The sequence below is a fragment of the Paenibacillus sp. EKM211P genome, from assembly GCF_011066175.1.
Lineage (GTDB): Bacteria > Bacillota > Bacilli > Paenibacillales > Paenibacillaceae > Paenibacillus > Paenibacillus polymyxa.
In genome coordinates, this window is record NZ_JAAMNS010000011.1 from 160,084 (window position 1) to 179,876 (window position 19,793).

Genomic DNA, 19,793 nt, shown 5'->3' on the forward strand with positions numbered 1-19,793 from the left:
TGCTTTGTCTGGCAAAGAATACGGAATTGAACAGGAATCGGTGGATGTAAGTCTGGAGGAGCTGTATCAGAAATATCGCAAATATTCTTTTGCCATTGCTTATCGCATGCTTGGAACGGTTACAGATGCCGAGGATGTCGTTCAAGACTGCTTTGTCGAGCTGGAGCATAAGCCCCTGAATGACATACAGAACCCCAAAGCCTATGTAGCCAAAATGACGATGAATCGGTGTCTCAATCTACTGAATTCTGCGCGCAAGCAAAGAGAGACGTATGTAGGACAGTGGCTACCAGAGCCGTTGGGTGAAAGCGCAGATCTCCCTGCCGATTGGTTAGAACGTAAAGATATGATATCTTACGCATTTCTGGTTCTGCTGGAGCAGCTAAAGCCGATAGAACGGGCTGTTTTTGTGCTGAGAGAAGCTTTTCAGTATGATTATAAAGATATTGCGGAATTACTGGGCAAGACCGAGAGCAATTGTCGTCAGTTGTTCAGTCGCTCCCGTCGTATTCTATCTTCCGGAGACTCTGCTCCTGAAGCTCCAATCAGTCCTAATATAAATAACTCTTCCCGGGTAAAACTGCTGGAACGTTTTACAACTGCTTTTCTCGCCTACGATGTGACTGCTATGCTGGAACTACTGGCTGAACAACCTGTATTCGTGTCAGATGGTGGAGGTAATGTGCATACGGTGATGAGACCGATGGTTGTGCGCAAAGGCGTTCTCGCACTGTTGACCTCTCGTCGGGTATTAACCGTTTTACGAGAAAGAGATGTGGTCCACACGGTCATCAATGGTGAGGTTCAGCTGGCATTTCTGAAAGACGGTGAAGTGAGAGAAACCTTGTGTCTCAGACTGGCACCGGACGGGGAGCATATTCAGAATTTTTATTTAATGGTTAATCCAGATAAGCTAGGACACATTCATATAAGGACAGAAGAAGCAAGCGTAAAAGAATGAACTGCCCAAACGGAAAAACCTTGAATCCTTGTTTAGGATCAAGGTTTTTTGCTGTCTTTATAACTGCCGGGCTTGATGAAGAGCCAGATCGCCTATCCAGGGAAGCTTGAGCCACTTTCCTTGTCCCGCACGAATTAACAAGATAATCCACATGGCAAGGCTTGCCAGCGTTAGCAGGGAAGCGAGCAAAGGACCGAGTAGCGGAATGAATCCGACTAGCACATGCCCGATCATGAGGGCTACAAAAAGAAGTATGGATTGCAGTGCGTGAAATAATACGAATCGGCTTTTCTTTTCCAGCATGACAAAGGCCAGCGCTCCAATAAATGCGAACAAATAGCACAGGACAGCTGCTATATTTTCATCCAGTCCTGTGGAAGACTTATAGACTGACATGTCAGGCATATCCTCCTTTATAAATGATTCAAGCTAAGTCTCCGTACTATACAAGCTATGAGGACAGGATTGAAGGATATGCCCGATCTCGGTAAAAAAGTTAACTCTACACATTGAACCACTTTCACCTTACGAATTGCCTGATAGTCTTTCCCGAGAATCCGTTTCTGTTCCCGCCAAACGTTTTAGAAACGTATTTCTCCAGTTTACGGACAATTCTTCCACTTCGAGAATTTGTTTAATACCCTCGATATGATCCTTCTCTTGATGCATAATTCGATTGGCAAATGAAACCGTAATTGCTTTCGGATGGTGATGAAGGAGGGATAGTCCGTCGGCTTTAGAGACAACTCCCTCTTCCAGAACGCGGAAGTAGAATCCCGTGTAGCCTGTTTGCTGTACCTTCAAGGGCATGTCCGGTACGCCGTACTTGAGGGACAACTTGTAGCAAGGCTGTCTCGGCTGGCTAACTTGAACGATAGCTTTGCCAAGCTTAAAGACGTCTCCAATGCAAACGTCGGATTCTAGCAAACCCTTTATCGTTAAATTTTCACCGAATGCGCCGTAATCGAGCGGACTCCGCAATTCATTTTCCCAGAACGGGTAGTGCTCGTAGGGATAGACGCATACAGCTTTCTCGTGCCCTCCGTGATGAACTAGATCGCCCTGCCCATCCCCCTCGAAGTTTAGATAAGATAAATACAGATATTCATCTGTGGCCGACTTGAATATCCCCGTAGAAACATCCTTCTGATTAAACCGGATCTGCTTGGGCATGCCGACATTAAGAGAAAGGATTTTAATAGATGCCATTCGGATCACCTCTACTCCAAATTTTGGTCAACGAGTTTCGCTAGATGCTTCTATATTCGCGTTCCTGCATTCCTGTTCCGCTTTCATCACGTCCATGATGACTCCGCCTTTTTACATTTCGGTAATTCCTCTTGTGACTCTGTTCGTCCCCGTTTCCATTTTACACTTCTCCATGCGCTATTTGCGAATTAGAGATGTGTATAAAAATACGAAAAAGGCTGAACGAAAAAGATTCGTTCAGCCTTTTAAACGGTTATACACATGTTTTGCACATGTTGTACGCACTTTATCCACCGCATAATAGTGTTTATCCACAAAAACAAAGTGGTTTATACACAACTTGTGCACAAACTGTAGACAATATTACAATAATTCATAGTTTGCGCACAGTTTGTCCACAAACTATCAACATATTGGTAGTAATTGTGGATATACTTCCGTAATTATCGGTCACCAGTTTTTAAATGACGGCGCGGGTGTGTGATTTTACCCATTTTATTCTTGTCATCCTCTTTGGGGATAAGTCGTTCATCGGTACGTCCTTCGTGATGGTTCTCAAAGGCATATTCGGTCATTTTCCACTCAGAAGTACCCAAAACAACATCAGCGGGAAAGTGCTGGCCTCTGTGCAAATGCTGCTCATGTCCATCCTCATCCACATAAATACCATCCACTTCTACCTTTTCACCCGTTAGTGGGAGTAAATCCTTTCCTTTGTGTTCCATTGGTATCCCCTCCGTCTGGCTTATTCTTCGTTAATTTGTCCGGACGGAGGTTCTTTTATCCACAAGCTGCTGTAAAATATCCTCGGCAATCTGGTCTGCGGGATGAGGTTTGCGAAGTAACTCAATCGCCTGCTTCATTTCCTTAGCAAGAGAGGGAGTGGAGATCAGATCCAGACAATGTTGAATCAGTTCCTCCGTTGTGCGAGCAATGCGGGCAGCTCCTTTTTGCTGCAGATACAGAGCATTATTTAGTTCCTGACCGGGTACGGGTTTGAACACCAGGATAGGCAAACCCGATGCGATGCTTTCCGAGAGTGTGATACCGCCGGGCTTTGTAATCACCAGACTGCTTGCTCGCATAAGTGCTGGAACGTAGTCCACAAATCCGTAGGTGTAGATGTCGGGGTGGTCTGCATACAGCGCATCCAATTCTGCTTTCAGCTGCTGATTGCGTCCGCAGACGATCAGCAGTCGAAGCTGCGGCAGCTGGCTTAAATGATGACAGATATCCAGTATGCCGGATAACACACCATACGCACCTGCCATAATGAGCAGCGTGGTCGTCTCAGCTTGTAACGGTGGGATTACCTGTTGCTGATCAGGGGGTTCGTTGACAGATAGGTTATAAAAAGAAGCGTGAATCGGAATTCCAGTCGCGGCAATACGTTCGATAGGTATTCCCCGCTGTGCGGCCTCCTGCTGCAGATCCTCAGTAGCTACATAGTAGCGGTCAATATCGGGATGTAGCCAGCGCCCATGCAGGTCAAAGTCTGTAACCACGTTGACAATAGGCAAATTCATCCCCATTTTGCGGCGTAACGCTGGAAGAGCGAGCTGCGGGAACGTATGGATCACGAGATCCGGTAATTCCTTTTTCAGTGTGAGAGCAAGTTGACGCATTCCGAATGAATGCAACACATGGCCAAAGGCTGATTTAGCCTGCATACCGCGCGTGATGTTATAGACCCAGCCGTAAAGCTGTGGAATGGTTTTGAAACTTTGCATATATACAAATTTGGTCAGCCCATTCAACCATGGATGAGATTCAGCCATCAGGTCGAGTAGTTGTACCTCGCAGTGTCCGAGTCTTCGCAGACTATCCATGATTGCCCGGGCGGCCTGCACATGGCCTTCCCCGTAGCTGGCGTATAAAATTAGAATTTTCGGTGCTGAGACTTTCATGATTGTTTAGCCCCCTATATTCAATAAGCACATGTAGCTCATTTTAGGAACGTTCCAAGTTGAGGGAGGATACGGCTGGCAAGACGAAACGCTCTAGCAGTGTTCGTGGGTTTTTCCAACGGCTCACCTTGCTGTCTGCTGTAAATACCACGACTGCATTCGCTTCCGGTATCAGATATATTTGCTGTCCTCCATGTCCGTGTGCACACGCATAGTCAATGCCGTAGAGTCGTCCAGTCCACCATTGGAATCCGTAATCTCCGAATTCTGGATAGCCTTCAATCTGTCGCTGCGTCGCCTGATGCAGCCAATCGGCTGGAATCAATTCTCTTCCATTCCAGATGCCTTGATGAAGGCAGCAATCGCCGAATTTAGCCATGTCTCGCGACGTCAGATACAGTCCGATATGGCCCATGGTGTAACCCTCTGGATCTTGTGCCCAACCACTTCTCCCGAAACCTAACGGTTCGAATAAATGCTGGAGAGCGTACGTATAGGCGTCCATGCCACAGCAACGGGTCAGGAGCACGGACAGCAGATGTGAATCAACACTGCGATATTGGAATACCCCGATTTGATCCTCCTGTACAGGTAAGCGAAGGGCAAAGGACGGCCAGCTCTTGCTGCGATGAAAACGGTGGATAAAGGCTTCGCCGAGCTTTTTGCCCGTCTGCCAATACAAGCCTGACGTCATAGTCAACAAATGACGAATCGTAATCCGCTCTAGCAGTGTTTCCTTCCGCCGGGGCAAATACTCAGGCAACAGCTTATGCACAGCCGTATCTGGTCCGGGCATATCCCCACGTGCCATAGCCATGCCGACGAGCGTGGAAGTGAAGCTTTTGGTCGCGGAACGCAAATCGTTCAGAGCGCTTGCTTCATGACCGTTGTAATAGCGTTCCCAGATCAGCTTGCCGTGGCGAAGCAGGAGAAAGCTGTGCATTTTCGGAAATTTAGCTCGGATTTCATGATCTGCCTGATCAAGTAGGGAGGCATCGATGCCTTCCTCTTCACAAGTTCCGAGGTTCAGCGCAGACAGACGGGCAACAGGTGCAGTGAACAGTGGAGCATAACGGCTCATCCCTTTCCCCCCTTTTTATGTTTATTTATTTTACCCCAAACACATACGCTCCAAAAGCCGATAAATAAGGTATACCTCTATGCAGCAGCTAATTGAGAACTCCAAATGCTATGAAGCGTAAAAGATAGGTAAAATCAATGTAAATTTACTGGAAAGCTGAAAGCTGTATCTGAATATGGTATAATGGGGTAGTGATTCAGCCAATAGAAAATCGGTTAATAATAGTGTCAGGTACATGCCTCGCGTAAGGCATTCCCGACCTAAGCTGCACTAGACATACTACTTCACTGCATAAGGACATCAATACTTTTCGGCATTCTCTTCAACGGAGCACTTATTTTCAACGTTTTGGGAGGGAGTTACATGGCAACGAAAGGTCACAATGAAGTTAAGGAAAGTCTGCGGGAAATGACTCGAATTTTCCGGCCTAAGGATCCCAAAAAATTTGTAAAGGAATATGTGCGAAAATACCGGATAACAGGAGGGTATGAGGAAGAGTTGACCATGGTGGTGGAAAACGAACTCGGCCGCATCAATTCTTCAGTATCTTAAAGGGTTCGCTTACCCGAACAACTAGAAACACGACTTTTATAAACCGTCTTTCCCTAGAGGAGACGGTTTTTTTGTGTCCGTCCTGCATACAATGGGATAGGTTTAGTGAATTTGTATGCTCAAAGGAGGCGGATTCCAATAGAAATAGCGATACGAACACCGGAGGAAATCGGCTACATCAGGGAGGCCGGACGTATTTTGGCAGATTGCCATCGTGCGCTGGAAAGTCGTATTCTTCCGGGAATCACAACGCTTGAAATCGATGCTTGGGTGGAGCAATTTCTATGCAAGCGTGGAGCTACGCCTGAACAAAAGGGCTACAAGGGGTTCCCTTATGCGACCTGCGCTTCGGTCAATGAGGTGGTATGTCACGGCTTTCCCTCGGAGCGGGTGCTTCATGATGGGGATATTGTAACCATCGACATGGTGGTTAACAAGGACGGATGGCTAGCTGACCGGGGATGGACCTACGCAGTGGGTGACATCAGTCGTCCGGTAGCAAGGCTGTTGCGGCAGACCCATAAGGCGCTGATGCGCGGCATCGAGGTTGCCCGCCCCGGCCGGACATTAGGGGATATTGGGCATGCGGTCGAAAAAGCGGCAGGCTGGCGACGGTACGGTAACGTCAAATCTCTGATCGGGCATGGGATTGGCCGCCAAATACATGAACCGCCGGACGTTCTCCACTACGGTCGTGCTAGAACGGGATTGCCACTGCGCGAAGGGATGGTGATTACCATTGAGCCGGTATTTACCCTCGGACCCGAAGGCGCGGTGCTCTGGGGGGATGATGGTTGGACCATCAGCACAGCAGACGGCAGTTGGGGCGCTCAATATGAGCACACCATTGCGATTACAAAGAACGGTCCTTATATTTTGACCTCATAAAAGAGTATTGTGCCATAGGGAGTCCAATGTGCGGGTTGTGTGCATAAGACTCTCTTGGTAAGTTTTTTTAGGATGGCATATCCGCTTCACCAAACAATGAGCTTCTTGTTATAGATCATAGATCGCGATTCGGATCGTCGGTATAATAGGAGGCATAATATTGGAAACTAGGAGTGGAACCCACATGATGATTAGGGAAGCGATGATATCAGATGCCGAAGACATCGCCAAGGTGCACGTAGACTGCTGGAGAACGACATACAAAGATATCATGCCTGCCGAGGTTCTGGAACGGCTCTCCTATGAGCAAAGAACAGAATTGTGGAATGCGAATCTATCTACTGAAGACGGTCATCTCGTATATGTGGCTGAAAATGAGAAGGGGGAAATGATCGGATTTGTGAGTGGAGGTCCAGAAAAGTCAGGGGAATATCCCCCGTACGGGGGAGAGATAACGGCTCTTTATGTTTTGAGTGAATACCATAGTTTAGGGCTCGGCAAGAGACTATTTCTGCGGTTGCTTCAACACTTTAATAGTATGGATATTCACTCTGTCATGGTGTGGGTGCTGGCAGATAATCCAGCGTGTACTTTTTACGAAAAGCTAGGGGCCAAGCCTGTAGTTGAACAGCATATTATTAATATGGGCGGCAAAAACCTGAACATGGTGGCTTATGGCTGGCTGCTATTCTGATAGAATACGCTTTTGTCCTTCCAAGGCGCGAATAGGCGCGATATTTTGCGTGAATTCCAGTGTTCCCAAATAGCGTCCTTCGGAATCACGAACGGCAAAATAACGGATGTAGACAAATTTGTCCTTGATTGGAATCCAAAAATCTTCAACATCCTTGCGTCCGGCCTTAAAATCTTCCAGCAGTTTCTCAACGACATGCACGCTTTGCGGCGGATGGCAATTTTGCACGGTACGACCAATGACGGCCTTTGTGCGGGCAAAGATACGTTCTTTACCGTGAGAGAAATAGCGAACAACATCATTTTCATCGATAAAGGTCAGATCCACAGGCAGGTGATTCAACAGTAGCTCCAATTGTTGTACGGATACAATCCCTGTCTCGAATCGTATGAACCCTTGCGGAGTACCAGAAGTGGAAGTGTCTTCTGTTTGCTCAAGGGCTTCTACAGGTTCCTCTGCCCGTTCAGGTATCCATTCACGCTCAGGAGCGGTCAGGCAGAACCCGATTTCCTCGCTTTCCCGGGCTATTTTCAGCCATTCATCCTCGGTCAGCTTACTGAGTGCCATCGGCAGCAAAATATTCTCTTCCTTGAATATCATTTCATTCACTTCACTCATGATATGAGCAAGCGCCTTCCCAATCTGATCACGATCTCCGTTATATTCGGTAAGCAGCTTCTTCGCATCCTTGATTGCGGCGCGAATGCCGTCGTCCACCCCCCACATCACTTTGGTTGGACCAAAGATTCCATAGCGTTCTAGATAAGGAAATACTAGATTTTCTTTGCGGCTATAGTGTTTGTCGACATCCATCAACAGACTTAAATCTTCAAGCAGCTTGTAAATAACCTTGGGGCTGTCTTCCTTTTGAAACTGCTCTGCATGGAGGGCCAGCTTAAAGTTGACCAGACGTTCGATCTCACGATTTTCCAGCTTGAAGGTGTGAACAGGATGTCCTGGTTGTTCCTCCGGTCCCGAAGGACGATGAATATCCTCAATAGAGCCCTTGAATATCGATGTATGAACGGAACAGAGACGTTGGACTTCCGACACCGGAATTCCCTCTTCGGTCATCAAGGCATGCTCCATCGCTGAAATTTCCGCCACGCTTACCCCACCAACAGCCTCTGCAAAACGCGCTTTAACTTCCTCCACGCTTTTCCCGGCATGTAGTTCTTTAATAATTTCCTTCAATGTTCGCTGACGCTCCGTTAATTCCTGTGCTGTATGTTCACGGTTGTTAATTAGCTCGCTCATGATCGTTAACCCCTTTATTTTTGAATGGTAAAACCATGTTGCATAAATGTCTGCTGCACAGTTTCCATACTTATTTTCTTCAACGCAATTCCTTTGGACAGTGTCATAAAACGTCCTGCGGTTTGGAGCATGCCGGGCTTGGCAATATCGTGAAAACCCAGTTCTACCATAATGTCCTTCACTTCAGGATAACGATTAACAAGGTTAAATATGGACTCATCCCAATGCAGTATTTTATCCATTTGTTCATCCCCTCAATTGAGAACGTTTTTCATTTACAGAGTAGCATAGGTCCAAACGAGCTATTGTGATTGTACGCACAATATTGTTCAAGTAGTTGACAACGGTAAATCTTGGTTTATATACTGTGTATAAAGATATATACAGTAATAACACTGAATACTGTGGTAACACCTTTGAAATGAAGAGCGAACGAAGTCGTTATTACACAAGCAGTGCAGAAGGGATCAGGATAAGAAAATGACAATCATGAAGCAGGCATGGATGATTACCCGTCAGGATTTTCGCAAGAATCCATATGCAGGACTATGGACGTTGCTGTTTATTGCGTATTTGGGATTTACCATGAGTTTTGCGGTAAGTGTGCAATGGGGTGAGCATGCAGCCTTGAGTCCAGTAGCTGATTTCATCATGCTGACGTTGATTCCGTTTTTAGGGTTCATTTATAACCGTCGAGCGTTCAAATATTTACAGGAAGATTCTTATACGCACATGCTAGCCTTTTTCCGCACCTTGCCTATACCGATGAAAGCGGTAATTATGAGTCGAATTCAACAGGCGGTGTTGGCGTTTGTTGCGAATAGTGTGATATTTTTTGCTCTTTTGTTTACATTGTCAGGTACGCTTCGGATATATGCCAGCACAGGATTCTTTGTATCGTTTGCTCTGACCTGGATAGGCTACGGAATGCTCATTCAAGCCATTTATATTCACTTGGAATTTTTGAAAAGAGGAAAAGAGTACTTCTGGCTATCTATTGTGATCATGCTAATGTGCGGGATGGTTACGATTATAGCTCGAGTATGCGGGGCCAACCTGGTATCGATAACGGCTTCTTATAGTAAGGAATGGTTGCTGTTGTCCCCGGTGATGTGGGGAGCATTGTTAGCAGGAGTTCTGGCTATGTCAGTGTCCTATCGGGTGACACAGCGTAAGCTCATGAAACGGAACTTAACTTAGTAGTATGTGTACAAAAATAACTAAAAAGGGGGGGAAAGCAGGTGAATATTCCAGTGCAAATTGATGAGAATAGCGCGGAACCGCTGTATGCGCAGATTGAAAAGCAGCTTCGTTCACTCATTGTAACCGGACAGATTGCAGCGGGAACGCTGCTTCCCTCCATTCGTGAGTTTGCGGGAACGCTCCGTTGCAGTGTAATCACCGTCCGGCGAGTCTATCAGGATTTGGAGAACGAAGGCTTGCTTCGTACCCGGCAAGGAACGGGCACCTTCGTAGCTCTGGTCGAGGATGATATGCGCTCAGGTTACCGTCTTAAAGCGGTGACTGAGGCATTGGAAACGGCGATTGCCACAGGCATCGCTGTACAGATGAAAGAGCAGGAATTATTGGAGCTTTTTGCAGAAATGGTGAAAAGAAGGTATGAAGTCCAGGTGAGGGAGTGACAGCCGTGAATAATCATGTGGGAGTTCCTACGGAAATACAGATGAAAGCACCAATTATTGAGATGAGCCAGGTCTATAAAACCCGGGGTGACCGGAAAATTGGACCGATTAATTTAACGGTTGAACCAGGATATGTGGTCGCTTTGGCTGGACATAACGGATCAGGGAAAAGCACATTGATTCATTTGCTGACTCAGCTTGTTCATCCGGATTCCGGTGAGATTCGTTGGTTCGGTCAAGCATACCCCGACGGCATGCCGGCAGATACACGACAATGGGTTGGGTATATACCGGAGCAGCCGGTTCGCGAGGAGGATCGACTAACTGCAGAAGCAGCAGCAGCTTTTCGAGCATTGTGGTATCCCGGCTGGGATGAAACACGTTTTCAGCGTCTAATGGACCGCTTTCAGGTTCCAGCACATACGAAATTATCGAGTATGTCCAAGGGACAGCGCCGGAAATTCGAACTGGCTGCTGCCTTGGCGCCGCACCCCCGTGTGTTGCTACTGGATGAGCCTTCATCGGGTCTAGACCCTTTTGCCTGGAAGATCATGCTGGAGGAACTGCGGGATTGTATGAAGAACGGTAAAACGACGATCATTATTGCTACCCATATCATGGACGAGATCAAGCGTTTGGCGGATTATATTGTCTTGATGCACGATGGCAGGCTGCTTGGCAAGCTGGAAAAAGACCATCTGCTCGAAAATGGCAAGGAAATGTGGTTTGAAGGTACACCAGAGGAGGCATCGGAGCTTCCGGGAGTTGTAGAGACGGAGAACGATGGGAATTTACAGCGAATTATAACGCTGGCAGCTGGAGAGACCAGTGACATATTGGAACAAGCGGGTATTCGCCCCATCCGTGTGCGCCGTCTGGAGCTGGATGATATTTTAGTACATTGGTCTGCGGGACAACTATCGACGGATACAGAGACATTCATGAAGAAGGAAGGGGTAAAGCAATCATGAGCATGCTGCAATTGGAAAAGGTCGTGAAGCAATATGGGAATCATACGGCGGTAAACGGAATATCCCTGAATGTGAACGGTGGCGAGATTTACGGACTGCTGGGAGGCAATGGAGCAGGTAAAACGACAACGATGCGCATGGTGCTCGGCCTGATTTACCCTGACGGGGGAAGCATTCAATATGAAGGCAAGCCCTACAGCAAGGAGCTTCAGCGGACAATGGGCTATTTGCCCGAGGAGCGTGGACTGTACCCCAAGGTGAAGGTGAGCGAGCAGATTAATTACTTGGGCAGGCTGCGGGGAATGTCGGCCAAGGAGGCAGACAAAAGTCTACGCTACTGGCTAGAGCGCTTTGGAGTGCCGGAATATTACGACAAGCGGATTGAGGAGCTATCCAAGGGAAATCAGCAAAAAATGGGCTTTATTGCGGCTGTTGTGCATCGTCCGACGCTGCTCATTTTGGATGAGGCCTTCAGTGGGCTGGACCCGGTGAACGTCGAATTGCTCAAGGATACGGTGAAGGAACTACGGGATGAGGGTGCTGCGATTTTATTTTCAACCCACCGTATGGAGCATGTAGAGGAACTGTGCCGACATATTACGATTTTGCACCGCTCGAATACCGTAGTGCAGGGAAGTGTGCAAGAGATTAAGGGCCGTTACCCACGTGAAAAAGTTCGCCTCATCACTACAGGTGAAGTGAACGGACTGGAACAGCTGCCGGGCGTACGCCGTGTAGAGCATATGGATCGTGGCTGGATGCTGCATATTGAGCAGCCGGATGCGGCGAAGTTAATTTTGCAAACAGCGTTGGGACAAACGGATGTGGAGCATTTTGAGATCAAGGAACCTACGCTCAACGAAATTTTCATAAGAGAGGTGGGGGATTCCCATGAATAGACTGGGTACGGTGATCGGGTTTACGTTTCGTCAGAAGGCGAGGACCAAATCCTTTATCATTACGACACTGGTATTGGCCTTGCTCATTACGCTGGGCATGAATCTGCCGTATTTGATTTCTTTGTTTAAAGGAGAAGGGGCCGGAGGTTCCGGCACAACTGCAGCCGCACATCAACGCTTGGGTCTGATTGCCGGGAATCAGACAGAAGTGGCAAATCAGCTGGAGCGATTTACTAAGGAGCAGTCCAATCCGGCAGCCATCTGGGTACGTTATGACAGCGTACAAGCGCCGGCAATGCAGCAAGCCTTGAACAACGGAAAGCTGCAAGGTTACGTGCAGTTCACGGAGCCTGCCGCCAAGGGAGACACGTTTCCTAAAGTGGAATACGTCTCTGTAGAAAAAGAGCCATCTCCGGCTGTCATTACATTGGTGCAAACGGGACTTCAGGAAGCAAAGGTCAAGGCTATTATGGGTGACAAGTCGCTGACCAGCGACCAAATACGTGAAATTAGTGCACCTGTATTGGTGGATAGCAGGGAAGTAGACAGTCCGTCTGAGGCAGGGGGAGCTGCGGGGAAAGAGGAAAAAGCGACCTCCATGATTAACTATGGTTTGGTCTATGTATTGATGATTTTATTCTTCACCTCTTCCATGATGACGGGGAATATGATCGCCGCAGAGGTAACATCGGAAAAAAGCTCACGGATCATGGAGATTCTCATCACAAGCGTGTCGCCGTTGACCCAAATGTTTGGGAAGATTATTGGCATCTTCCTGGTAGGTCTGCTGCAAATTGCCGTTTTCGCAGCTGTTATGTGCGCCAACCTCATGCTGCCGCATAATAATGTCATTCTTAGCTCGGTCGGACTGGATTTGTCTCAACTGAATATTGCGGTGCTCGGCTATGGTCTCATATTTTACATTCTCGGCTACTTTCTGTACGCGGTATTGTTCGCCGCGGTGGGCTCCATTGTTAGTCGTACCGAAGAGTTGGGGCAGGCAATCATGCCGATTACCGTGCTGTCACTCGCAGCCTTTTACATCGGGATCTTCAATATTGCCGCACCTGATACGATTTTCATTAAGGTGGCCGGATACATTCCGTTCTTTTCTCCGACCGTCATGCTGCTACGCATCGGACTGGAACGGGCGAGTCTGCTGGAAATTTGGCTGTCACTAGCCATTCTAGTTGCTTCCATCCTATTATTTGGCTGGCTGGCCGCCAAGATCTACCGTACGGGTGTCTTAATGTATGGCAAACGACCTTCGTTCAAAGAGCTAAGAAAAGCGATGAAGGCTTACAAGATTTAATAAATGTAGGAGAACATTGTGAGTAACCATTATAGTTGAGACAAATGTATTAATAAATGAGATTTTTTCAATATATGTTTGAGACAAAGTGAGAGCCTTGATTCATCAGAAGTACCGATGGATCAAGGCTTTTCTGCTTTATATGGTGATGATTAATAATTGGTGATGTTTTGAGAGGAGAAGTTAGACTTATCATTAAATAAATCAATAAAGCTTATGACTGAGACAAGATTCCTTTAACAAACAATGAGACACTGTGCTTGTAGAACTCTTCCTCGGTGACGAGTTGGGACTGATATTGCCGGTGAATCAGCTCGCTCATCTGAAATCCGTAGCACATCGAGAGGAAAGTCATGGCGGCAAGACGCTCATCCTGTCTGGCTATAACTTTTTTCTTCTGCAGGCGTTCAAAATATTCAACTAGCAAGGAGTGCAGCTTCACCGGCGGATCGGCCAGCACTCTGTCCAATTCGGGAAGCATTCCTTTGTCACGGATGCCAATCAAAATGATGTCCGCATTTTTATGGAAAAACAAGCGGTACTGCTGACTTACATTCAGCAGATCTACTTCCGGATTATCGGTCGCATCCTCTTTTAACAGCTTCTCAAATTGCGGGATATCCGAATGTCTTTCAATAATGGCTTCCAATATGCCTTGCTTGCTTCCAAATTGCCGGAAAATCGTAGATTCATTGACTTTAGCTTCCGTTGCAATGGCTTTGGTGCTTACTCCCCGATAGCCCTTCTTTTTGATGAGCCGTGTCGCGGCTTCAATGATTCTGTCTGAAGTTTGCATTGCATTTCTCCTTTTACATATGTTAAACCTATTCTACTACAAGATTTTGCATATGCAGCAGGGTCGGGGTTCATCATTTTCATAAACGTTTATTTAAGGCAAATCGCTTCTTTTTTCCCAGCGGCTTGGTTCAGTAATCTTGACATGATCAGGCACCAATTGCGTGAGCGAGCCTAATTTATCAAATGTAATCTGGATTCGGTCAGAGGGCAACAGCCATTGTTCGGTCTCGATTGCGCAACAATCCGGTATCGTCCCCATTCCTATAATCGTGCCTGGGAGCGGCGTGAAAACTTTGAGAATCTCCTCCATCACTTTTGCAGGGTGTACAGAATACTCGGATGTGCTTCCCTTCCAATGCAGTCTCTCCCCGATCCGTACATCTACATCCAGTGCCAGCGGGTTGCCGATTTCATCCGGCGTAGCCAGAAATGGTCCAATTCCTTTGCTGCGGTCAAAATCTTTGCAGCGCGTCGGTCCAGTCAGCGCCAGGAAATCAGGCCACTGCACATCGCGAACAGTACTGTCGTTAAAAATAACATAACCTGCAATGCAGTTCCCCTTCCCTGTAACAAAGGCCAGCTCCGGCTCGATATCCAGGTAGGAAGAGTACGAAGGCCAATGTATCGTATCCCCATCGCCAATTAATGCGTTATGGTTACACTTGTAATAACTGAAAATTACTTTATTCGGATCTCGCTGGAATTTTTCAGCAATTTTTCGTTTAAGTTCTTCTCTTTCCGGTCCTGTGTATTCTCTTTGCAGCAGATTTACGCCAGCATTTCTCAGATGTCTTGGCGTCAGCCCGAAATCGATAAGCGCAGCCGGATGTGGAACCGGCGGCAGCAATTTTACCGCTGCAATCGGGCAGACTTCATTTTCATTGAATTGATGCGATAGTTCGACAGCATATTGCATCAATTCCTTAGCGGCATCATAACTTGCCGGCAAATAATGAAGATAGCTGTCCATACTTTCAAGACTGTCAACGAATGTTCCCTGCTTTTTCATGATTGCGGCAAAAGACACGACAAATTTCTCGTTAATTACAAGCCCAAATAAAGGTTCCTGAGATGTCTTGGTTTGAAAGGTTACTAGCTTCATGTTGCAGCGCCACCATCCATGTTGTTTGATGTTGTTCTGTTACTATCATATTGCATAACATAAATGCATGCAAGTGCTTGCTTGCATTTATGTTTTCGATTCTCTATATTAAAGACATAATCAGTGTGCTTTACCCCAAAAACATATACGCAAAGGAGAATTTCCATGAAGTATGGACGTATTATCCAAAAACCTCGCGTTAAATTTTTTGAAGTCGCAAATGGCGTCTTTGCCGGTATTTCGCCGTATCGCGGCATCAGTTGGGCCAATGCCGGGTTCATCAACAAGGGCGGAGGGCTGGTGTATGACACGTTCTTCGATTTGTTCCATGCGCGGGAAATGCGGGAGGCTTTTAAGGAAGTAAGCAACGGCGGCTCTCCCGCATATGTGGTGAATTCGCACTATAACAGTGACCATGCCTGGGGAAACAAAGTGTTTGAAGATGCTTGCATTATTATGCACAAGGAAGCGTCCAGAGAGCGTCTCACCGAAAATATCGCCTGGATGGATAACGTCATCAGAAGAGGAAAGAATTCTCCGGAATCGACTTCGGGCGAGCGGTTTTTTGCAGCGGAATTTGAAGGATTCGACCTGGAAGGCGTAGAATGGGTGCTCCCGAATATTGAGATAAAGGACGATATCAACATCCGTCTTGGCGATATGGAAATTATGATTTACAACGTAGCTCCGGCCCACTCTGACAGTGACTTGCTGCTGTGGATGCCAAAAGAAAAGGTGCTGTTCGCCGGCGATGTCGTGTTTAACGGTTGTACGGCATACAGCGAAGAGGGAACCCTCAATTGGGTTAAAGTGCTTGATCGCATTATTGATGAAATTAAACCCGAAATCGTTGTTCCAGGACATGGCGCCATCTGCGGCCTGGACTTCGTGAAGGAGCAAAGAGACTACCTCCTGAACCTGATTAGCGAGTTTAACAAGCATTACAATGACGAAATTGATACCTTGTCCCTGACCAAGCAAATTGATATTTCCCGCTTCCTTCATTGGATTCAGCCAGAACGGTTGTATGTTACAGTGGATATCCTATTGAAAAGCAAACGAGGGTTACCACCCCTTCCAATTTGGAACGAGGTGCCTTCTAAGCTGGAAGACATGAAGGCTTTTTTGGCCGGAAAATATGGCGATCAGATCAAGCCATGGGACCCTATGAGTGTTTGGCAAGAATAGCAAGTTGAAGTTAGCGTACGAAAAACAAAAAACGGTCTTGTCGCAAACGATGCGAACAGCGGCCGTTTTTTTTATTGTTCCACGGAATTAAAATCGGCGTTTAGAACCGATTATAAAGAAATGGAGATGGACTTATGACTAACTTAACTTTCGCAGCTCAATCATGGGAGAAAAAACAGAGAGTGGTAAGGCAAGGCAGTGTCTGAGCTTGGAAGTTTTCCACCCATTCGGATACGGGTCCCGGATTCGCCGCAGTACACACCGCAGCAGCCGAAGAGTTAAGGAGCAGTTTATAGAAGGCGTTTGTAACATTTTTTAGAAAATAACGATGTATAAATTGCCAAATAGAAGTGATGTAACAATGTTAAATGTAAATAAACAGCAGCAAAGTCGCGGCTGGAATGGCGTTGTATCTGCTTTGAATGTTCTATATGTTGGGTTCGCGCAGCTCTGTCATGGCAAAGCCCCGCCCGAAGTGATTCTTCTAAATTCATATTTTTTACAAGAAAGCAATTCTAAAACCACGATAACATTGTCCCGCTGAAAGTCGCTATCTTAAGTAGAAATTAAACATTGAAAAAGCTTGTCGCTGGCAAGCTTATTTTGATGTCTTTGAGCTAATAAAGATAATATGAAACCTATACAAGTGGATGTATACTTATGCATTACAGTAATAAGGATATTCTCATTAATTATGATTTTTATGGCTTACATGAGTTGGATAGCGATAATTTTCTCATTAATTATGACACCGCACATTGTGAGTAACCATTATAGTTGAGACAAAGTAGGGACCTTGATTCGTCAGAAGCACTGATGAATCAAGGTCTTCCTACTTTATATGGTGATGAATAATAAAACAGCAATTTAGTTTATCCCCGGAAAAAATTATGGCGAACAAGTGTTCTTTACATATATTATGTATGAGTATATAATCAAAACGAAACGGAAACGGAGATCTGGTGTGCTAGATAAAGCAATGTAGATTTTTCTTTAGTATAAGCACATTATAAATATATCAATTGGAGGAGTCTGTATGCCATATTGTAAAGTCAAGAATGCCAATATATATTACGAGGAAATTGGTACAGGCAAACCGATTATAATGATCCATGGTTTTACACCAGACCATCGGTTAATGAGTGGGTGTATGGAACCGATATTTAAAGATATCCCCGGTTGGCGTCGTATCTATCTTGATTTGCCTGGAATGGGACAAACAATGGATTACGATCAAATATGTAATTCAAATGATATGCTAGAAGCAGTTATAAATTTTATTGAAACTCTTGTCCCAAACCAAGATTATCTCATAGCAGGCGAATCATACGGTGGTTATATTACAAGAGGAATAATTAATAGACATAAAGATCGTATTGGTGGAGCTGCACTGATTTGTCCATTAATTGTTCCTGAACACAAAAGAAGAATACTTCCCGAGCATTTTGTTGTTCATCGTGATCGCGAGTTTATGGGCACCTTAAGTGAAGAGCAAATAAGTGATTTTAGCGCAAATCAAGTCGTTCTCGATGAATATAATTGGAAGAGGTATTCAGAAGAGATCGTTGCAGGTTGTAAGATCGCTGACTACGATTTTCTTAGCAAGATTCAAAGAAACTATGGATTTTCCACCAATATAGATGAATTAGTATTCGATAAACCAACAGTATTTACTCTTGGACGACAAGATGCAGTCGTTGGTTACATAGACGCTTTTAAAATTTTAGACAATTATCCTAGAGCAACCTTTGCCGTTCTAGATCGAGCAGGCCATAATCTTCAAATTGAACAGGCTCTATTATTTGAGTCACTTATTCGTGAGTGGCTTGAAAGAGTAACAGAGTTTGGATTTTAGTTGTATATGAATCCATTGAACTAACGGGCAGGGAATTAATCTGTACTTTATTCAGAAAGCTCTGAAGCGTAAGCTACCGATCTTGGAGCTGGAATCGTTCGAATCTCAACTGGACATCTACTGAAGAATAAAGGCTATGCCGTCGTACGTAAATAAATAGTCACTTCAAAAAGATGAGTCGCTTGGCTCGTCTTTTTTTGTTTTGAATGATTCAAGTTCTCATCTCAGGTGTGGATAAGAACTTGAATCGATGACTAAATGCTAAACAGGTACCTCTTCAGTGAAATAATCCAACACCATACAACCAGCTCCTTGAGCCACAATATTGTAGGCTTCAGTGGACTTAATGATTTGGACATGACTATCAGGATAAAATTTTAATCGATCCTGTGCTGTTTTAGCTGCTACCTCAAAAAAACGCGGTTTTGGTACTAGAGTTCCTCCGAAAATCACGATCTCAGGACGTAACAGAAAAATCAGATTACTGAGACCCACACCAAAATAATAAGCTGCATCCTCAACAACTTCTAAACAGAGCGCATCGTTTTGCTCTAAAGCATATAAAATGTGGTGTAAATTGATCTCTTCGAAATCGTTAACTTCGGTCGTAAGCATTGAAGGCTTGCCGCGCTTCATGAGCCTAACCATTTCGTCACGAATAGCAGGCAAACTACTGTATGCTTGGAGACACCCATATGAGCCACAAGAACAACGTCGACCATGAATATCAATGATGATGTGCCCAAAGGTATCATCCATATCTCTTTTTCTGCTAACCAATCTGCCTTGAAAAATAGTACCGCATCGAATTTCAATATCACTGGATACAAAGACTAAATTATCTGTTTCTTTCCAAAAGTTCATACGATATTCAGCTAGCGCAGCCAAGTTGGTCCCATTCTCCAGAAATACAGGAGTGTTGGTTTTATGTTTTAAATATTCAATTATATTTATATCCCATCCACCTGCAGGAAAAAGTTGGGGATGTGAAATGACTCCCATTGCCGGATCAAACGAATCGAGAACCCCAATGCCGATGCCCAACAATTTCTCCCTAGGAACGTTATGTTCAGCCAGTAAATCCTCAACGCACTTTGCTACATAATTTAATGTGTACTCTCCAGTACATTCGGTGGTCATCTTTAATTTTTTGACGCCTATAATATTTAGCTTTAAATCAAGCAGCAAGACAGTTGTGTATAAGCTTGTAATCTCAACCCCAATCAAGTTGTAAGCATCCGGTTTGATCACATAGGCCAGAGGTTTACGTCCACCACTTGATTTTCCAATTCCACTATCATAGATAAGATCTTCTGCAACAAGTTCGTCAAGTAAACGCCCACATGTTACATGCTTAAAACCAGTGTGTTCAGCTAACGTGTTAATGGTTACAGGACCTAATTTACGAACTAAGCTATATAACAGTTTTAAGTTTTTCGCTTTGGGTGATGATAACTCTTCAAATTTATTTAACAT

At 45.4% G+C, this 19,793-nt stretch carries 21 protein-coding genes; 11 read left to right on the plus strand and 10 right to left on the minus strand.

The features are described 5' to 3' along the window. The first annotated feature begins 4 nt into the window (after positions 1-4). Complete coding sequence (locus G9G57_RS16530) at positions 5-961, plus strand: sigma-70 family RNA polymerase sigma factor (protein WP_017428007.1); 957 nt, start codon at positions 5-7, stop codon at positions 959-961. Positions 962-1,018: 57 nt separating this feature from the next. Here G9G57_RS16530 and G9G57_RS16535 read toward each other — a convergent pair whose 3' ends face one another. The 5 genes from G9G57_RS16535 to G9G57_RS16555 all read right to left on the minus strand — a co-directional run bounded on the left by G9G57_RS16535 (position 1,019) and on the right by G9G57_RS16555 (position 5,158). Beyond that, the gene (locus tag G9G57_RS16535) at positions 1,019-1,357 is read right to left on the minus strand and encodes a DUF4870 domain-containing protein (protein WP_019686043.1); all 339 of its coding nucleotides are present in this window, start codon (positions 1,355-1,357) and stop codon (positions 1,019-1,021) included. Between the two features lie 129 nt (positions 1,358-1,486). After that, positions 1,487-2,170 (minus strand): MOSC domain-containing protein, encoded by a 684-nt coding sequence (locus G9G57_RS16540; RefSeq protein WP_164965256.1) that lies wholly within the window; start codon positions 2,168-2,170, stop codon positions 1,487-1,489. A gap of 443 nt (positions 2,171-2,613) precedes the next feature. After that, complete coding sequence (locus G9G57_RS16545; protein ID WP_016819539.1) at positions 2,614-2,895, minus strand: hypothetical protein; 282 nt, start codon at positions 2,893-2,895, stop codon at positions 2,614-2,616. Positions 2,896-2,925: 30 nt separating this feature from the next. Further along, the gene (locus G9G57_RS16550; RefSeq protein ID WP_016819540.1) at positions 2,926-4,077 is read right to left on the minus strand and encodes an MGDG synthase family glycosyltransferase; all 1,152 of its coding nucleotides are present in this window, start codon (positions 4,075-4,077) and stop codon (positions 2,926-2,928) included. Between the two features lie 43 nt (positions 4,078-4,120). After that, on the minus strand, positions 4,121-5,158 hold the full coding sequence (locus tag G9G57_RS16555; RefSeq protein WP_016819541.1) for a serine hydrolase domain-containing protein: 1,038 nt from the start codon (positions 5,156-5,158) through the stop codon (positions 4,121-4,123). Between the two features lie 363 nt (positions 5,159-5,521). Here G9G57_RS16555 and G9G57_RS16560 point away from each other — a divergent pair, with 363 nt between their 5' ends. The 3 genes from G9G57_RS16560 (at position 5,522) to G9G57_RS16570 (ending at position 7,292) form a co-directional block, all read left to right on the plus strand. Next, positions 5,522-5,710: a hypothetical protein gene (locus G9G57_RS16560; protein ID WP_007428354.1), complete on the plus strand. Its 189-nt coding sequence runs from the start codon at positions 5,522-5,524 to the stop codon at positions 5,708-5,710. A gap of 105 nt (positions 5,711-5,815) precedes the next feature. After that, positions 5,816-6,598, plus strand: a complete 783-nt coding sequence (gene map / locus G9G57_RS16565) for a type I methionyl aminopeptidase (RefSeq protein WP_016819542.1) — start codon at positions 5,816-5,818, stop codon at positions 6,596-6,598. Positions 6,599-6,782: 184 nt separating this feature from the next. Further along, positions 6,783-7,292: a GNAT family N-acetyltransferase gene (locus G9G57_RS16570; RefSeq protein ID WP_017428004.1), complete on the plus strand. Its 510-nt coding sequence runs from the start codon at positions 6,783-6,785 to the stop codon at positions 7,290-7,292. Here G9G57_RS16570 and G9G57_RS16575 read toward each other — a convergent pair. Beyond that, positions 7,284-8,549, minus strand: a complete 1,266-nt coding sequence (locus G9G57_RS16575; protein ID WP_016819544.1) for a DUF438 domain-containing protein — start codon at positions 8,547-8,549, stop codon at positions 7,284-7,286. The two genes, G9G57_RS16570 and G9G57_RS16575, sit on opposite strands and share 9 nt — an antisense overlap. A gap of 14 nt (positions 8,550-8,563) precedes the next feature. Beyond that, positions 8,564-8,791 carry a DUF1858 domain-containing protein gene (locus G9G57_RS16580; protein WP_017428003.1) on the minus strand — a complete coding sequence of 76 codons (228 nt, stop codon included), beginning with the start codon at positions 8,789-8,791 and terminating at the stop codon, positions 8,564-8,566. Positions 8,792-9,029: 238 nt separating this feature from the next. Here G9G57_RS16580 and G9G57_RS16585 point away from each other — a divergent pair, with 238 nt between their 5' ends. From G9G57_RS16585 to G9G57_RS16605, 5 genes are read left to right on the plus strand one after another with little or no spacing between them, the layout of a single operon-like run. Next, positions 9,030-9,749 (plus strand): hypothetical protein, encoded by a 720-nt coding sequence (locus tag G9G57_RS16585; RefSeq protein WP_016819546.1) that lies wholly within the window; start codon positions 9,030-9,032, stop codon positions 9,747-9,749. A gap of 41 nt (positions 9,750-9,790) precedes the next feature. Next, positions 9,791-10,192: a GntR family transcriptional regulator gene (locus G9G57_RS16590; protein WP_017428002.1), complete on the plus strand. Its 402-nt coding sequence runs from the start codon at positions 9,791-9,793 to the stop codon at positions 10,190-10,192. Between the two features lie 5 nt (positions 10,193-10,197). Next, positions 10,198-11,163, plus strand: a complete 966-nt coding sequence (locus tag G9G57_RS16595) for an ABC transporter ATP-binding protein (RefSeq protein WP_113050398.1) — start codon at positions 10,198-10,200, stop codon at positions 11,161-11,163. After that, entirely contained in the window at positions 11,160-12,062 is a 903-nt protein-coding gene (locus G9G57_RS16600; protein WP_017428000.1) for an ABC transporter ATP-binding protein, read from the plus strand. The genes G9G57_RS16595 and G9G57_RS16600 overlap by 4 nt, the downstream gene beginning before the upstream one ends. Next, a complete protein-coding gene (locus G9G57_RS16605) occupies positions 12,055-13,374 on the plus strand; it encodes an ABC transporter permease (RefSeq protein ID WP_113050399.1) in 1,320 nt (439 codons plus the stop codon). The genes G9G57_RS16600 and G9G57_RS16605 overlap by 8 nt, the downstream gene beginning before the upstream one ends. A 214-nt stretch (positions 13,375-13,588) precedes the next feature. Here the strand turns inward: G9G57_RS16605 and G9G57_RS16610 are convergent, their stop codons facing one another. Further along, positions 13,589-14,170 carry a TetR/AcrR family transcriptional regulator gene (locus tag G9G57_RS16610; protein WP_013369248.1) on the minus strand — a complete coding sequence of 194 codons (582 nt, stop codon included), beginning with the start codon at positions 14,168-14,170 and terminating at the stop codon, positions 13,589-13,591. Between the two features lie 93 nt (positions 14,171-14,263). Continuing rightward, a complete protein-coding gene (locus G9G57_RS16615) occupies positions 14,264-15,274 on the minus strand; it encodes a fumarylacetoacetate hydrolase family protein (protein WP_025363934.1) in 1,011 nt (336 codons plus the stop codon). A 165-nt stretch (positions 15,275-15,439) separates the two neighbouring features. On the opposite strand from G9G57_RS16615, the gene G9G57_RS16620 reads away from it, so the two are divergent. Both G9G57_RS16620 and G9G57_RS16630 read left to right on the plus strand, forming a co-directional pair. After that, the gene (locus G9G57_RS16620) at positions 15,440-16,462 is read left to right on the plus strand and encodes an MBL fold metallo-hydrolase (RefSeq protein ID WP_113050400.1); all 1,023 of its coding nucleotides are present in this window, start codon (positions 15,440-15,442) and stop codon (positions 16,460-16,462) included. Between the two features lie 1,036 nt (positions 16,463-17,498). Further along, on the plus strand, positions 17,499-18,317 hold the full coding sequence (locus G9G57_RS16630) for an alpha/beta fold hydrolase (protein WP_164965257.1): 819 nt from the start codon (positions 17,499-17,501) through the stop codon (positions 18,315-18,317). Between the two features lie 261 nt (positions 18,318-18,578). Here the strand turns inward: G9G57_RS16630 and G9G57_RS16635 are convergent, their stop codons facing one another. Then, positions 18,579-19,793, minus strand: coding sequence for an ROK family protein (locus G9G57_RS16635; protein WP_164965258.1), 1,215 nt, complete (start codon positions 19,791-19,793; stop codon positions 18,579-18,581).

Coding starts and splice junctions, on each gene's coding strand:
- G9G57_RS16615 (WP_025363934.1), bottom strand. CDS start 15,274: ATGAAGCTAGTAACCTTTCAAACCAAGACATCTCAGGAACCTTTATTT.
- G9G57_RS16555 (WP_016819541.1), bottom strand. CDS start 5,158: ATGAGCCGTTATGCTCCACTGTTCACTGCACCTGTTGCCCGTCTGTCT.
- G9G57_RS16560 (WP_007428354.1), top strand. CDS start 5,522: ATGGCAACGAAAGGTCACAATGAAGTTAAGGAAAGTCTGCGGGAAATG.
- G9G57_RS16630 (WP_164965257.1), top strand. CDS start 17,499: ATGCCATATTGTAAAGTCAAGAATGCCAATATATATTACGAGGAAATT.
- G9G57_RS16585 (WP_016819546.1), top strand. CDS start 9,030: ATGACAATCATGAAGCAGGCATGGATGATTACCCGTCAGGATTTTCGC.
- G9G57_RS16635 (WP_164965258.1), bottom strand. CDS start 19,793: ATGTTAAATAAATTTGAAGAGTTATCATCACCCAAAGCGAAAAACTTA.
- G9G57_RS16600 (WP_017428000.1), top strand. CDS start 11,160: ATGAGCATGCTGCAATTGGAAAAGGTCGTGAAGCAATATGGGAATCAT.
- G9G57_RS16570 (WP_017428004.1), top strand. CDS start 6,783: ATGATGATTAGGGAAGCGATGATATCAGATGCCGAAGACATCGCCAAG.
- G9G57_RS16610 (WP_013369248.1), bottom strand. CDS start 14,170: ATGCAAACTTCAGACAGAATCATTGAAGCCGCGACACGGCTCATCAAA.
- G9G57_RS16545 (WP_016819539.1), bottom strand. CDS start 2,895: ATGGAACACAAAGGAAAGGATTTACTCCCACTAACGGGTGAAAAGGTA.
- G9G57_RS16580 (WP_017428003.1), bottom strand. CDS start 8,791: ATGGATAAAATACTGCATTGGGATGAGTCCATATTTAACCTTGTTAAT.
- G9G57_RS16575 (WP_016819544.1), bottom strand. CDS start 8,549: ATGAGCGAGCTAATTAACAACCGTGAACATACAGCACAGGAATTAACG.
- G9G57_RS16540 (WP_164965256.1), bottom strand. CDS start 2,170: ATGGCATCTATTAAAATCCTTTCTCTTAATGTCGGCATGCCCAAGCAG.
- G9G57_RS16620 (WP_113050400.1), top strand. CDS start 15,440: ATGAAGTATGGACGTATTATCCAAAAACCTCGCGTTAAATTTTTTGAA.
- G9G57_RS16605 (WP_113050399.1), top strand. CDS start 12,055: ATGAATAGACTGGGTACGGTGATCGGGTTTACGTTTCGTCAGAAGGCG.
- G9G57_RS16550 (WP_016819540.1), bottom strand. CDS start 4,077: ATGAAAGTCTCAGCACCGAAAATTCTAATTTTATACGCCAGCTACGGG.
- G9G57_RS16535 (WP_019686043.1), bottom strand. CDS start 1,357: ATGTCAGTCTATAAGTCTTCCACAGGACTGGATGAAAATATAGCAGCT.